Origin of the sequence: Neisseria sp. LACPHL-SPEC-2024-00856, assembly GCF_047915665.1 — a bacterium.
GTDB lineage: Bacteria > Pseudomonadota > Gammaproteobacteria > Burkholderiales > Neisseriaceae > Neisseria > Neisseria polysaccharea.
This window is the reverse complement of record NZ_JBLRPR010000011.1, coordinates 1-13,124: the sequence shown is the minus strand read 5'-3', so window position 1 is coordinate 13,124 and position 13,124 is coordinate 1. Positions and strand designations below refer to the sequence as shown.

The 13,124-nt window shown below is 50.5% G+C and carries 13 protein-coding genes; 5 read left to right on the top strand and 8 right to left on the bottom strand.

Annotated elements, in window-relative coordinates; translation table 11 throughout:
* Positions 1-2: 2 nt before the first annotated feature.
* The 3 genes from ACNAU7_RS09125 to ACNAU7_RS09115 form a co-directional block, all read right to left on the bottom strand.
* Complete coding sequence (locus tag ACNAU7_RS09125) at positions 3-413, bottom strand: hypothetical protein (protein ID WP_416302029.1); 411 nt, start codon at positions 411-413, stop codon at positions 3-5.
* A gap of 274 nt (positions 414-687) precedes the next feature.
* Positions 688-1,209, bottom strand: a complete 522-nt coding sequence (locus ACNAU7_RS09120) for a hypothetical protein (protein WP_416302028.1) — start codon at positions 1,207-1,209, stop codon at positions 688-690.
* Positions 1,209-1,331, bottom strand: a complete 123-nt coding sequence (locus tag ACNAU7_RS09115; protein WP_416302027.1) for a hypothetical protein — start codon at positions 1,329-1,331, stop codon at positions 1,209-1,211. The genes ACNAU7_RS09120 and ACNAU7_RS09115 overlap by 1 nt, the downstream gene beginning before the upstream one ends.
* A 185-nt stretch (positions 1,332-1,516) precedes the next feature.
* On the opposite strand from ACNAU7_RS09115, the gene ACNAU7_RS09110 reads away from it, so the two are divergent.
* Both ACNAU7_RS09110 and aspA read left to right on the top strand, forming a co-directional pair.
* The gene (locus tag ACNAU7_RS09110; RefSeq protein ID WP_416302026.1) at positions 1,517-2,089 is read left to right on the top strand and encodes a hypothetical protein; all 573 of its coding nucleotides are present in this window, start codon (positions 1,517-1,519) and stop codon (positions 2,087-2,089) included.
* A 147-nt stretch (positions 2,090-2,236) separates the two neighbouring features.
* The gene (gene aspA / locus ACNAU7_RS09105; protein WP_416302025.1) at positions 2,237-3,634 is read left to right on the top strand and encodes an aspartate ammonia-lyase; all 1,398 of its coding nucleotides are present in this window, start codon (positions 2,237-2,239) and stop codon (positions 3,632-3,634) included.
* Positions 3,635-3,708: 74 nt separating this feature from the next.
* Here the strand turns inward: aspA and ACNAU7_RS09100 are convergent, their stop codons facing one another.
* Genes ACNAU7_RS09100 through ybaK form a run of 3 tightly spaced genes read right to left on the bottom strand, consistent with a single transcriptional unit; the run spans position 3,709 to position 5,752 of the window.
* Positions 3,709-4,584, bottom strand: coding sequence for an EamA/RhaT family transporter (locus ACNAU7_RS09100; RefSeq protein ID WP_416302024.1), 876 nt, complete (start codon positions 4,582-4,584; stop codon positions 3,709-3,711).
* A gap of 1 nt (position 4,585) precedes the next feature.
* The gene (locus ACNAU7_RS09095) at positions 4,586-5,251 is read right to left on the bottom strand and encodes a DnaJ domain-containing protein (protein WP_416302023.1); all 666 of its coding nucleotides are present in this window, start codon (positions 5,249-5,251) and stop codon (positions 4,586-4,588) included.
* Between the two features lie 21 nt (positions 5,252-5,272).
* Positions 5,273-5,752 carry a Cys-tRNA(Pro) deacylase gene (gene ybaK, locus ACNAU7_RS09090; RefSeq protein ID WP_416302022.1) on the bottom strand — a complete coding sequence of 160 codons (480 nt, stop codon included), beginning with the start codon at positions 5,750-5,752 and terminating at the stop codon, positions 5,273-5,275.
* A 74-nt stretch (positions 5,753-5,826) separates the two neighbouring features.
* Here ybaK and ACNAU7_RS09085 point away from each other — a divergent pair, with 74 nt between their 5' ends.
* The 3 genes from ACNAU7_RS09085 to ttcA all read left to right on the top strand — a co-directional run bounded on the left by ACNAU7_RS09085 (position 5,827) and on the right by ttcA (position 8,138).
* Positions 5,827-6,189 carry a RidA family protein gene (locus ACNAU7_RS09085; RefSeq protein ID WP_416302021.1) on the top strand — a complete coding sequence of 121 codons (363 nt, stop codon included), beginning with the start codon at positions 5,827-5,829 and terminating at the stop codon, positions 6,187-6,189.
* A 33-nt stretch (positions 6,190-6,222) separates the two neighbouring features.
* Positions 6,223-7,086: a YgfZ/GcvT domain-containing protein gene (locus tag ACNAU7_RS09080; RefSeq protein ID WP_416302053.1), complete on the top strand. Its 864-nt coding sequence runs from the start codon at positions 6,223-6,225 to the stop codon at positions 7,084-7,086.
* A 92-nt stretch (positions 7,087-7,178) separates the two neighbouring features.
* A complete protein-coding gene (ttcA, locus tag ACNAU7_RS09075; RefSeq protein WP_160340278.1) occupies positions 7,179-8,138 on the top strand; it encodes a tRNA 2-thiocytidine(32) synthetase TtcA in 960 nt (319 codons plus the stop codon).
* A 93-nt stretch (positions 8,139-8,231) separates the two neighbouring features.
* Here the strand turns inward: ttcA and ACNAU7_RS09070 are convergent, their stop codons facing one another.
* Together ACNAU7_RS09070 and ACNAU7_RS09065 are read right to left on the bottom strand one after the other, a co-directional pair.
* Positions 8,232-11,171: a type III restriction-modification system endonuclease gene (locus tag ACNAU7_RS09070; RefSeq protein WP_416302020.1), complete on the bottom strand. Its 2,940-nt coding sequence runs from the start codon at positions 11,169-11,171 to the stop codon at positions 8,232-8,234.
* A 12-nt stretch (positions 11,172-11,183) separates the two neighbouring features.
* Entirely contained in the window at positions 11,184-13,094 is a 1,911-nt protein-coding gene (locus tag ACNAU7_RS09065; protein WP_416302052.1) for a site-specific DNA-methyltransferase, read from the bottom strand.
* Positions 13,095-13,124: the final 30 nt, after the last annotated feature.

Sequence of the window (13,124 nt, the reverse complement as noted above, 5' to 3'; positions counted from 1 at the left end):
GTTTATTTGAAAATATCTTCCAGCGACCGCGTCTCTACCTTCACGCGCATATCGGCATCCAGTTCCAGCTTCTCGCCGTACTTCTTCGGTGCAAGCTTGGCGGCCTTCCATTTGCGGGCGTCGATTTGCAGCTTGGCTTTCGCCACTTCACCTGATTCAGGAGCGACGGAATCGGCAATATCGATAATCTCGTCGGCGAAGCCGTCTGCCTGCTCTTCGCGCGCACGCGCGTATTGCTCCTGAAAATCCTGATGCTCCGCCAACCAGCGGTGCACCGTTCCGCCCGCCGGCATATCCGCAGATGCGCAAATCGCCCGTAAGCTCATGCCACGGGCGATCAGTTCGCAGATTTTATCTGCCGTTTCTTGATTGTATGTTGTCGGACGCCCGATGGGGCGTTTCTTACCGCTCATATCGAACCTCCGGAAAAAATCCCCGCACCAATCAGGCGCGGGGCTAGAACCACGACATTAGGAAACTGAGGCGCGACCCTCTATTGGATGGGAGCGTCCGCAATCCTCTCCCCTCAGCGTGAAACCACGCCCCGACAGCCTTTGCCGAACACCTTCAAACGGCAAACGCCCATAAAAACCTGAAACCGGCCGGAGAACCCTCCAACCTGAAATTCAGGCCGTCTGAAAACGCAAAAACCGCCAAAAAAAGGCGGTTTACATAGCTATTTCCAAACTATAGCATAATTGTAACATTTTCCTCCGCTTTGTCAATAATGCGGTATGATTCAAACTCGTCCTGCAATTTCAATATGGCCGTTGTCTCCAATGCCGCTGCCACCTTCTTTATTTTTTCACGCTGCCGGTACAAATAACCGTTTGATATGTCGTATTTGTCCATAATGGCGTTTTTTTTGGGAAGCCCTGTAAACAGGTTGGATAAAATCGCGTCGCATATCAACAGGTTCACGCCCTTGTTCTGTTCTTCGATATAGGCGGTAATATCAACGATTCCGCTCAAATCGGCACTGTATTTGCACTCTACCGCCGCCAGCTCGTAGCGGTTCAACACGCGCTCGATTTTGCTGATAATCATCGCCGCGTTTGCGTGCGTTTCCGCCTGCGTCAAATCGCCGCCGCCGGTAACGCCTTTACTCTCGCACCAGGCGCACACCTTGGCCGTATTATTCAGCGGCTCCATCCTCACGCCGCGTATTTTATAGACTTCGCGCAATGCCTCTTCAACGGTTCTATACATCAAAACTCCCAAATGATTCCAAACTCTACCGCCGCCCACGCCTGAATGTTGTTTTGGTATTCCTTCATCTCTGCCAAATACAAATCCCAAACTTTTACAGTTTGGGATTTTTTATTATTCAAACAATAATTTCATTGGGAAAACCTGTTATTGTCTATAATCGTCATCAACCGTTTACAACTATCCGTTACCGTTTTTTTGTGGTATGTTTTGCGGTATGTTTTACCCTCTTCCTAAGCCTGTAAGGACTCAAAAGGTGTATCCCTTCAAACGGCATTGTTCGACATGCTGCAAACCGAAAACCGATATGGCTGCACCACATCCCAATCCGACCAACCTTTCCGAATACATCAGAACCTTAAAACGTGATTTGCCGTTCGGGGTTTCTGTTGCGGGCGAAGGGGTGCTGTTCCGGCATTCCGTTCTGCGCGGCAGGTTGTTTCAGCCGCTGCTTGCGCTGTTTTTCGGTCTGCTGCTTTGGATAGGCGGCGGAAACCAGTTGCTCGAATGGGGTGTTCCTCCCGTATCCGATTCGGTTTACAGCGTCTTGACGGCGGGTTTTTCCGTGTTTTGGATGTGGCGCATGGAGCGTTGGTGGTATGCGCTGACGACGTGCAAATCGGTTTATATCGATGATAAGGAACTGGTTGTTTATGGTGCGTTTGGGCGTGTCCGTTATCGCGGCAGGCATGATGCGGCATATTCCGTCCATGTGCTTCCGCATTCCCTCTACCAATGGCTGACCGGAGGCGTTGCGCTGCTGACCGGCCCGAGCGGACGCGGTGTGTGGACGGGCATGGTTTTGGGGCTGCACCGCCATAACCTCGGTGCGACGCTGGCGCGGAAAACGCTGGCAGACCTGCCGGAGCAGCATCCTTAAGACGCGGTATTTCGGCGTTCAGACGGCATTGTTCTTGAAAACACCATAGACAACGCCGCCCAACTGGTATAGTGTTCGTCCTGCTGCGGCATCTTTCCGATGGCGCATTTTTTCAATATTAATTATCCGACTTACAAAGGTAAAAACATGACTGTCCGTATCGAACACGATTTATTGGGCGACCGCGAGATTCCCGCCGAAGTGTATTGGGGCATCCACACTCTGCGCGCCATTGAAAACTTTAAAATCTCCACACAAAAAATTTCCGACGTGCCGCAGTTTGTCCGCAGTATGGTGATGGTGAAAAAGGCGACGGCACAGGCAAACGGTGAGTTGGGCGCGGTCAAGCCCGAAATCGCCGCCGCCATTGAAAAGGCCTGCGACGAAGTGTTGCTCAAAGGCCGCTGCCTCGACCAATTCCCGTCCGACGTGTATCAGGGCGGCGCAGGTACTTCGGTCAATATGAACACCAACGAAGTCATCGCCAACCTTGCATTAGAAGCCTTGGGATACGAAAAAGGCCGCTACGACATCGTCAATCCGATGGATCACGTCAACGCCAGCCAATCCACCAACGACGCCTATCCCACGGGCTTCCGCCTTGCCGTGTATTACAGCATCGGCGAACTACTGGAAAAACTAACCATATTGAAAAACGCCTTTGCCGCCAAAGCCGAAGAATTTAAAGACGTTTTGAAAATGGGGCGCACCCAGCTTCAAGATGCCGTGCCGATGACGGCAGGACAAGAATTCCAATCTTTCCAAGTGTTGTTGGAAGAGGAAATCCTCAACCTCGACCGCACGCGCCAACTGCTTTTAGAAGTCAATTTGGGCGCAACGGCAATCGGTACGGGCGTGAATACGCCTAAAGGCTACGCCGAACTGGTGGTCAAAAAACTCTCCGAAGTCAGCGGCCTGCCTTGCAAACTGACTGAAAACCTAATCGAAGCGACCTCCGACTGCGGCGCATATGTGATGGTACACGGCGCATTGAAACGCACAGCCGTCAAACTCTCTAAAATCTGCAACGACTTGCGCCTGCTCTCTTCCGGCCCGCGCGCCGGTTTGAAAGAAATCAACCTGCCCGAATTGCAGGCCGGTTCTTCCATTATGCCCGCCAAAGTCAATCCCGTGATTCCCGAAGTCGTCAACCAAGTCTGCTTCAAAGTCATCGGCAACGACACCGCCATTACTTTCGCCGCCGAAGCAGGTCAGCTGCAATTAAACGTGATGGAGCCGGTCATCGCCCAATGTATGTTTGAAACGATTTCCCTCTTGGGCAATGCCGCGCTCAACCTGTCTGAAAAATGCGTCAAAGGCATTACGGTCAACCGCGAAATCTGCGAACGTTACGTTTTCAACTCCATCGGTCTGGTAACTTATCTGAACCCGTATATCGGACACCACAACGGCGACTTGGTCGGCAAAATCTGTGCCCAAACCGGCAAAGGCGTGCGCGAGGTCGTACTGGAGCGCGGTCTGTTGAGCGAAGAAGAACTCAACCGCATCCTCTCCCCCGAGAACCTGATGAATCCTCATCTGTAAACATTACGGACAAATGCCGTCTGAAGCAGCATTTTCCTGTTTCAGACGGCATTTTGTTATATCAATCAGCCGGATTATATGCCGAACAATGTCTTGACCTCTGCCCAATAAAACAGGCAGGCGATGGAACACAGTGCCAACACGATTCCCGCCGTATTGATTGTGTTGATTTTTTCCTTAAAAAACAGTGCGCCCGAAAGCGTCCCCAAAACAATCACGCCGATATTCATACCGGCAAAAACCAGTGTGGGATTGTCCTTCATCATTTGGTGGGCGGTAATATAAGTAACGATATTCATAAAATTCAAACCGCCCAAGAGTATGCCGCCCGCTATGCTTTCGATACGCCACTTGACTGAACGGGCAAACAGGTAGGCAAACATCAAAACGCCGGCCAAAACAAAGGCAATCAGCAGGTTGCCCGCAAATGCCGTGCCGCTTTTGGCGAGCTGTTTGAACAGGATGTCGATAATGCCGTAACCCGCCCACACGCCCAGCAGCAATGCCGCCTGCCGCCACGCGCTGCCTGATTTTTTGCCGCCGCCGTGTTTCCAAAGCAGGCAGAACAGCGCGGCAAATGCGAGGCACAGCCCGATCAGTTTGCCTTCGCTGAGTTTTTCGCCAAACAGCGTCAAAGCGGCAACAATCGGTAAAAACAACGACAAACGCTGCGCCGCGTCGGATTTGACGATACCTGCGGCTTCTACGGATTTACCCATTATCACGAATACGGACGGCAACAACACGCCCAAAGCGGCAAACAGCCACCACGTCGGCAAAAATGCGCCGATATTGCCGACATCCGGCTTCAATACCGGGATGGTCAGTATGACCGCGACCACATAATTGACGGCGACCGCCTGTGCGATGTCGATTTTTTTCTTCCTTGCCATTTTCAGCAAAATGGAAACCGACACGCTGAACACGATGCTGATTAACAGGTAAGCCATACTATATCCATTTCTCGGGAACAACCGCCCTGCCGGCGTTGAAGCGGATAAAGCCGGCGATGATGCGGTAGAAATACCAGACGGTTGCCGCAATAATAATCGGCACGCCGATGCCGAAACGGGCAGTCAGCGCGCCCAAAATATAAAGCCATAATGTGCGCCAAAAGGTTTTGATCAGGTATTCCGTATGCGCGGCATAGACCATGCTGTCCAAACTGTTCCGTTTCATATAGGCGAGAATCACGCCGACTATGGGCATAAACTGCATGATTGCACCCAAACCGAACAGGATGTAGGCGGCAAGGATATAGTTTTGACCGCTTCCGCTGCCGGAAGCTCCGTAAGTATGGCGCGAACGTGAAGCCTGCCGTTCAAACTCCTGTCTGAACGCCTGTTCGCGGTAAAACTGCTCCCTGCGCGCCTGTTCGCGGCGGAATGCCTCTTCCTGCTCATGCCGTCTGAAGGATGCGTCGTATTGCGTCCGTTTCGACAAGTCGGAAAGCGTATCGTAAGCCTGTTGGATTTCTTTGAACTTTTCTTCCGCCTGCGGATTGCCCGGATTGCGGTCGGGATGGTATTTCATCGCCAGCTTGCGGTAGGCGCGTTTGATTTCGTCCGCCCCCGCCTGCGGCGACACACCCAATACGGCATACAAATCTTTGTCCATATTGCTCCTTATGCTTCTCCGTCAAACCGCTGCCTGTATTATTTCCGGGTTCAAAATATTTAAATCATCGGGGCGGATGCCGATAATGAACCCGCGTTTTCCACCGTTGATATAGATGGTTTCCAAATCCATCACCGACTGTTCGACGTAAATATCCAATTTTGTCCGGATGCCGAACGGCGTTGTGCCGCCGACCAGATAGCCCGTCCACTTGTTTGCCTGTGCGGGCGTGGCGGGTTCGATGTGTTTCGCACCCAAATGCCGTGCCAGATTGCGGGTTGAAATCTGTTTGTCGCCGTGCATCAAGACAATCAGCCCCTTACGGTTTTCATCTTGCAAAACAATGGTTTTAATGATCAAGTGTTCGTCTTTGCCGAACAGTCGGGCAAACTGCGCCGTGCCGCCGTGTTCCTCATAAGGATAGGTAAAAGGTTCAAATTCGATGCCGTTTTCACGCAAAACGCGTACTGCCGGCGTGACCGGATAGCTAGGTTTACTCATTTTTCGTTACGCAAAACATAGAAATCGCCCAAATGCAATGTTACCATATATCCCCTTTGTGAAAGGACGACGTGATGGATATTCGATATTTCGGCACTACGCCCCGCTATTCCGAAGCGGTTTGCGCCGGCGGTTTGATTTTCTTCTCCGGTATGGTTCCCGAAAATGGTGAAACGGCTGCCGAACAGACTGCCGACGTGCTTGTCCAAACCGACCGCTGGCTGGCGGAATGCGGCTCGGATAAGGCACACGTTTTGGATGCGGTCATCTATCTGCGCGATATGGACGACTACGCGGAAATGAACGGCGTGTGGGACGCTTGGGTTGCCGCCGGCAGAACGCCCGCCCGCGCCTGTGTGGAAGCGCGGCTCGCCCGTCCGGAGTGGCGTGTCGAAATCAAAATAACCGCCGTGAAGAAAGATGCGGCAACCGCATAAACAGATTTCCTTATATTTCAGAGTAGGCAAATGATGAAAACCTTACTGCCCTTTTTCGGCGTGGCGCGCGTCAGCGGCGAAGACCGCCAAACCTTCCTGCACGGACAGCTTTCCAACGACATCAATAATCTTCAGACCGGGCAGGCGTGTTATGCGACTTACAACACGCCCAAAGGCCGCGTCATCGCCAATATGATTGTCGTCAACCGAGGCGGCGATTTGCTGCTGATTATGGCGCAAGACCTGCTTGAAACAACCGTCAAACGCCTGCGGATGTTTGTGTTGCGTGCCAAAGTCGTTTTTGAAATCCTTGAAGATTACGCCGTCGACGCGGAATTGGAAGCATCCGCCGAACCGCTTGCCGCGCAAGAACCCAGTCTCGTCTTTACCGCCGAATGCGTTTCAGACGGCATCTGCACCGTCGTCCTGCCACATCGGGGCATTTTGCACATCGCCCCCAAAAACGCCTTGCCGCCTTATGATGCCGCCGCCGAAAACGCGTGGCGGCTGCACGAAATCCGCAGCGGTTATCCGTGGATATGCGCGGCTACCAAAGAAACCGCCGTCGCCCAAATGCTCAACCAGCACATCATCGGCGGCGTACACTTCAAAAAAGGCTGCTATCCGGGACAGGAAATCATTGCCCGTGCCCAGTATCGGGGGCAGGTCAAACGCGGCTTGGCGGTATTGTCGGGAAATTCGGCCGTCGAAGCAGGAACCCTGCTGACGGCAGACGGCGAAGAGGCCGGCATCGTACTCGACAGCGTTCAAGATTCGGAAAACTTTACCGCCCTTGCCGTGATTAAATTCTCCGCCGCACAAAAAGAACTCACCGCCCCAAACGGCAGTATCTTCAAAGCGGTTCATCTCTTCTTTAAAACCGAAAATGCAGAATAAGCCGCCGATGCCGTCTGAAGCCCTTCAGACGGCATTGCCGCCCCGTCAATCGGTTACAATGCCGCCTTTCTAATTTTCAAACCCAAACCGTTATGTCCAAAAAAACCAAACAAGAACTCGAAAACAACAAACTCAGCAAACGCCTGCGCCACGCCGTCGGCGACGCGATTAACGATTTCAACATGATCGAGCCGGGCGACAAAATCATGGTCTGCCTCTCCGGCGGCAAAGACAGCTACGCCCTCCTAGACATTCTGCGCCGGCTCCAAGCCAGCGCGCCGATTGATTTCCAACTGGTCGCCGTCAATCTCGACCAAAAGCAGCCGGGCTTCCCCGAAGAAGTATTACCGACCTATCTCGAAAGCATAGGCGTGCCGTACAAAATCGTCGAAGAAGACACTTATTCCACCGTCAAACGCGTGTTGGACGAAGGAAAAACGACTTGTTCGCTGTGCAGCCGCCTGCGGCGCGGCATCCTCTACCGCACCGCAAAAGAATTGGGCTGCACCAAAATCGCCTTGGGACATCACCGCGACGACATCCTCGCCACCATGTTTTTAAACATGTTTTACGGCGGCAAACTCAAAGCCATGCCGCCCAAGCTGGTGAGCGACAACGGCGAACACATCGTCATCCGCCCCTTGGCTTATGTGAAAGAAAAAGACTTAATCAAATACGCCGAATTGAAACAGTTCCCCATCATCCCGTGCAACCTCTGCGGCTCGCAACCCAACCTGCAACGCCAAGTCATCGGCGATATGCTGCGCGATTGGGACAAACGCTTCCCCGGCCGTATCGAATCGATGTTCTCCGCCCTGCAAAACGTCGTCCCTTCCCACCTTGCCGATACCGAACTCTTTGACTTTGTCGGATTGGAACGCGGTCAAAGCCTGAAGCACGGCGGCGATTTGGCGTTTGACAGCGAAAAAATGCCCGAACGTTTTTCAGACGGCAGCGAAGAAGACGAAAGCGAAATCAAAATCGAGCCGCAAAAAGCCGAACGCAAAGTCATCAATATTCTGGCGAACAAGCCGAAAACCTGTGGCGCATAAACCTCCGCCGTCAAAAATGCCGTCTGAAGCCCGTTTGGCGTTTCAGACGGCATTTTAAAATCCCGAAGCAGACGGCTCCCAAACATTTGTTTCTCAGTGTCCGTTTTCAGAATGCCCGCCTGCGGGCATATTTTGCCCGATCAGTTCGGCTATCCTCTCGCCGTCAAACTGCGTTTTGAACACCACCTTGATTTCTTTGGAAATCTCGGCAAACAGCTTTTCGGCATGTTTGATTTTCCGCTCTTCGCTTTTTCGCAAATCTTCCGCCCCGTCAGTCCCTTTGGCTTCAATCACAAAGTTCAGGATCTCGCCGCTTTTGGTTTTCACGATATAGGCAAAATCGGGCGAATACGTGCCGCCGCCGGCAACGGGGATTTTGATGGAGTTTCTCGGTATTTTGGTGAATACGGTTACGCCTTCAATTTGGTTGTTGGCGACATTTTCATGTTCTATATCCGAATCGTAGAAAATCTCGTCGAAGAGATAGCCGGCGGCAGGCCGGTGCTCCGTATCTTCAAATCTGCCCAAATCTGCTTTTTTCACCGCGCGCGGTTTGCCGTCTTTATCGGTAAATTTGGTCGGATGGATTTTGCTGCCGACAAGCTGGTAATCCAGTTCGAATTTATGGAAGGAATGATGAAGCAAAAACCGGTTGAAGCCGTTTTTGATTTGGGCGATGGTCTGCATATTCAAAAAATCGCCAATGTTCAGTTCGTTGCGGACGCGGTAAAACGCCTGATGCAAAGTCTGCATGCGGATTTTTGCCGTTTGTGCCAGTTTTTCCAGAAACTCTCGGTAAGTCATTGTGTCGAAACGGATAAAATCTTCATCTTCAATACTGTCTATGCGGCGGGAAAGCATGAGCCCGTTGTTGATATAAGTTTCGTTTACCGCCGTGCGTATGCCTGCCTGTGGGAATTTGGCGGCGTTTTCACGCAAATAGGCAGTAAATAAATCGACAAATTCGGCTTCATCTTTGATTTTGTACTGCAAAACGGCTTTATGGTGAATCAGCTCCCACAAGGCTTTGAGTTCTTCATATTTGCCTTCGCGCATGATGATGGTGTCTTTGCCTTCGTCTTTGGCGTTGCTGACTTTGCCTTTGTCCAAACCTTTGGGGAAGGCTTCGGGATAGGCGGCTTTTAATTTGTCATAGCCGTCTTCGGTAAAGTTTTCATTGTCGTCAATGATGCCATCTAAAAACAGTTTGTTTAACAATCCCAGCGGTTTGATATCGGGGTATTTTTGCAATATTTTTTGTTTCAGCTCTTCGGTAAACTTTTTTGAGATTTCTTCCTGAAAAGAATTATCGTTGATTTCGCCGACAAGCTGCTTCACAAAGTCTTTTTCGCTGCTATCGACAAAATAATTCAGTTTGTACGGCACATCGCGCACCCGCGCCATCAGCTCGTTTACCGGCAGGCGCAGGCCGCGTCCGACTTCTTGCAGCTTGGAAGTCGTGCTGCCGCTGGAACGCAGTTTGCAAATCTGGAAAACGTTGGGATTGTCCCAGCCTTCGCGCAGCGTCCATTTGGAAAAAATAAAGCGGCGCGGGTTGTCCAAAGACAACAGTTTTTCCTTATCGTGCAGAATTTCATTGATTTCCTGCTCGATTCTATCGTCGCTGTCTGTATTGTCTTTGGAAAAATAGCCGCCGTGGCAGGCAGATACATCGTCCAACGTCTTTTGCAGGTAATCGCGGTAAAACGGGTCGCTTTCCGTTTCCAGGCGGCGTGCCGCTTCCGCACGGATCCAGCTTTCAAATTTATCTTTCAGGCTGCCTGAAAGCTCGTTGCCGCTGCGGTAGCCCGCAATATCGTCAATAAAAAACAGTGTCAACGGCTTGATTTTGGGCTGTGGCGCACGTTCTGCCAAAAGTGCGCGTTCCAGCTTGAAATGTTCGGCAACCGCCCTCTGCATCATCGCATCCTGCACCGTTTGCGAATAGGAATAAGGGTTGATGACGGCACCCGTTTTCAACTCCAAGCCGTTGCTTAACACCACCACGGTTTTATTCATTTTGTCGATTTTCAAATCCGAAACAGCAGGATGGATTTTCGCCAAATCTTCGCCTTTTGCCAGTTTGAACGTCTGCTTTTTGTCCTTTTCGTTTAATTCAAATTTCGCTTCTTTGCCGTCCGACGACACTAGTTTTACCGCCGCATCCATGCCGCCCTGCATTTCTTCCTGAAACACGCGCACGCCTTTGACCAGCCCGTCGTTAAACGCGCCTACCGCCGTCAAACGGTAAAGCAGGTTGTAATATTCATCGTTAAATGTCGCACCGTAGCGTAAAATATATTGCGGTTTTAAGCGTTTGATATTGCCCCACGTTTTCGCGCTCTCCCGGGTCGGGAATTTATGCGGTTCGTCCACAATCACAAACGGGCGCACGGCGGCCAATGCATCAACGGGATTGTCAAACAAATCCTTCAATGCCTTGTCGCCCGTATCGGTCATGGACGGCGAATTAACCATGCCCGCATTAATCAGCAGCACATGGATTTCCTTTTTGTTTTCCGCTTTGACAAATTGCTCGATCGTTATGGGCGCATTGGACTTTTTGCCCTTATTCTTTTTCGCGCTTTCCACCACATAGGTTTTCAGGCGCACGCCTTCATAATCGCCGCCGAAATCCTGTTCAAAATGCTCTGCCAAAGCCTTGCTTTGCAAAAACTGCCGCGTTCCCGCCTTAATGGACAAAGTCGGCACGACCACAATAAATTTGAACACGCCCAGCCAACGGTGCAGCTCGAACATGGTTTGTGTGTAGGTATAGGTTTTGCCCGTGCCCGTTTCCATAGAAATATCAAGGATATTTTGGTCGTCCGAACGGTCGGGGAATCGGCCGCCTATGCCGTTTTGGCTTTGCACTTTCAGGATATTGTTTGCGTATTGTTTTGCAGCAAACAAAAGTTCGGGATTTTCGTCTGCCGTCCGATATTTGGGCGTTGCCCCGTCAAACACGCCCAAAACCGCCGAAACCGCCCGCATTTGGTGCGGCTGGTTTTTCTCGTAATTAAAACCACTCATAAACTTTCTCCGTCAAACCCTGATAATCACGTTTAACTCAATTTCTTTTTTATTGGTATAACCGCGAACCGCCTGGTCAAGTTCGTGCTGCATGGCGCTTGCCATATTGCTGCCGAATACAATCACGCGGTTGGGATTGAAATCCGCATCGTCGTCCAGCTTGCGGATAAACGCCAACAAATCGGCGGAAGTAAAACCGGCATTCATCAGATACAGCCGTTTTTCGCACAGATACGCCGTATAACTGCCCAACCGCACAGGCTCAACCGGCGTGGTCAGTGCCGCCCCGTCATACAGCGTCCAGGTGGTCAGAAGCGTTTGCAGCTGTTCTTCGCTTAATTCATCGTTAAGCGGCAAATCCGGTTGGTCAGGCGAAAAATCCTTGTCCGGATGCTGTCTGAAATTGTCTGCCGTTTGAAAGATTTTGAAGCCCAAATCGCCCGTGTAATCGGGATGCTCGGCGCGGATTTTGGCGGCGGCTTTTTCTATGCGGGCTTTGGTGATGTCGAAGATGGTCGGGTAGCCTGCTTTATGGGCTTCGGATTTTTCGTCGGTTTTTTCAGGAAGCTGCACGCAGATATAGCGGCGGCTGCCGTTTTGTTCTTCGGCGTTAAGCTGCATCACGGCGTGGGCGGTCGTGCCGCTGCCTGCGAAGAAGTCTAGGATGAGGTCGTCTTCAAAATTTATAAATGAAATTAATCGTGAAACTAGCTCTACGGGTTTGGGATTTGTAAATAGTCCTGAAATCCCAAAAATTTCCTTTGCTTCATTTGTAGCATGAGTATTTAAAATTCCTTGTATTAAACTTTTATGTGGTGATGAACGTTCAATTTTATTTCCATCATTATCAACCAGATGATAAATCTTATAATAAACACCCCATTTTCCTGTTTTTTGGTTTTTTCTAACTTCAATAAATCCATTTTTTAAACCGTTTTCTACTTTGGTTTTACTCCATTTCCAACGCCAGCCATCATTGAATTGTTTGCTACGACCATTTGGATAGATTAATGACCCATCTGGAGTTTTAACTGGATAGTCCAAAGATTCTATATATCCTAATGTGCCACGGTCTAAATTGTCATAATAAAATGCACCACGTTCTTCAAAGTAGTTATCTTGATATTTATATCTATTTAAATCGAATGATTCAGTATTTCTGGTAAATTCAAATAAAGCAGATTCTGATTTCATATATGCCAAAACAAATTCAGTAATTGTTGCAATACCTTTAGCATCTGAAGCCCCGGTTTTCTTCTGCCAGCAAATCTGCCCAACAAAATTCCCTTCCCCAAACACTTCATCACACAACAACTTCAACTGCGCCGCTTCGTTATCGTCAATCGAGATAAAAATCACGCCATCTTCGCGCAACAGTTCGCGGGCGATATACAGGCGCGGATACATAAAGGTCAGCCACGCGCTGTGCGAGTTTGAGCCTTTGTCGGTGAAATCTAAAATCCGCGCGGCTTCGTCTTCATCAATATTCGCCAGGCGGGCAAGTTCGGCGGGTGTGAATTTGCGGTCGTCCTGATAGGCAAAGCCGTCCGATCCGGTGTTGTAGGGCGGGTCGATGTAAATCATCTTCACGCTGTTTGTGTAGGCGTTTTTTAAGTGTTTCAACACTTCCAGATTATCGCCGCGAATCAGCAGGTTTTGGCTGCCTGCATTTTCAGGCTTGGCGTTGTGCGTTTTGTCTTCACTTATCAGGGTTTCGGGTGGCAGGTTGCGAAGCAGGCGGGCATAGGATTTGCCCAGCCAGTTCATTGCATAAAACTCGCGGCTGATGTCGGTTTGCTGCGCGATTTCGGCTTGTAATCTGTCGATAAGGAAATTTCCGTCTGCGTCAAAACAGGCGGGAAACAGTTTTTTGAGCTGTTCGAGTTGGGTAGAGTTGGCGGTAATGCCGTCTGAAGTGTAGATTGCCTCGGTGTTCGCCCCGGCTGTGTCGCT

Bases quoted from the DNA above. Each gene is read 5' to 3' on its own strand.
- ACNAU7_RS09125 (WP_416302029.1), bottom strand. From the start codon at position 413: ATGAGCGGTAAGAAACGCCCCATCGGGCGTCCGACAACATACAATCAA.
- ACNAU7_RS09120 (WP_416302028.1), bottom strand. From the start codon at position 1,209: ATGTATAGAACCGTTGAAGAGGCATTGCGCGAAGTCTATAAAATACGC.
- ACNAU7_RS09110 (WP_416302026.1), top strand. From the start codon at position 1,517: ATGGCTGCACCACATCCCAATCCGACCAACCTTTCCGAATACATCAGA.
- aspA (WP_416302025.1), top strand. From the start codon at position 2,237: ATGACTGTCCGTATCGAACACGATTTATTGGGCGACCGCGAGATTCCC.
- ACNAU7_RS09100 (WP_416302024.1), bottom strand. From the start codon at position 4,584: ATGGCTTACCTGTTAATCAGCATCGTGTTCAGCGTGTCGGTTTCCATT.
- ACNAU7_RS09095 (WP_416302023.1), bottom strand. From the start codon at position 5,251: ATGGACAAAGATTTGTATGCCGTATTGGGTGTGTCGCCGCAGGCGGGG.
- ybaK (WP_416302022.1), bottom strand. From the start codon at position 5,752: ATGAGTAAACCTAGCTATCCGGTCACGCCGGCAGTACGCGTTTTGCGT.
- ACNAU7_RS09085 (WP_416302021.1), top strand. From the start codon at position 5,827: ATGGATATTCGATATTTCGGCACTACGCCCCGCTATTCCGAAGCGGTT.
- ACNAU7_RS09080 (WP_416302053.1), top strand. From the start codon at position 6,223: ATGAAAACCTTACTGCCCTTTTTCGGCGTGGCGCGCGTCAGCGGCGAA.
- ttcA (WP_160340278.1), top strand. From the start codon at position 7,179: ATGTCCAAAAAAACCAAACAAGAACTCGAAAACAACAAACTCAGCAAA.
- ACNAU7_RS09070 (WP_416302020.1), bottom strand. From the start codon at position 11,171: ATGAGTGGTTTTAATTACGAGAAAAACCAGCCGCACCAAATGCGGGCG.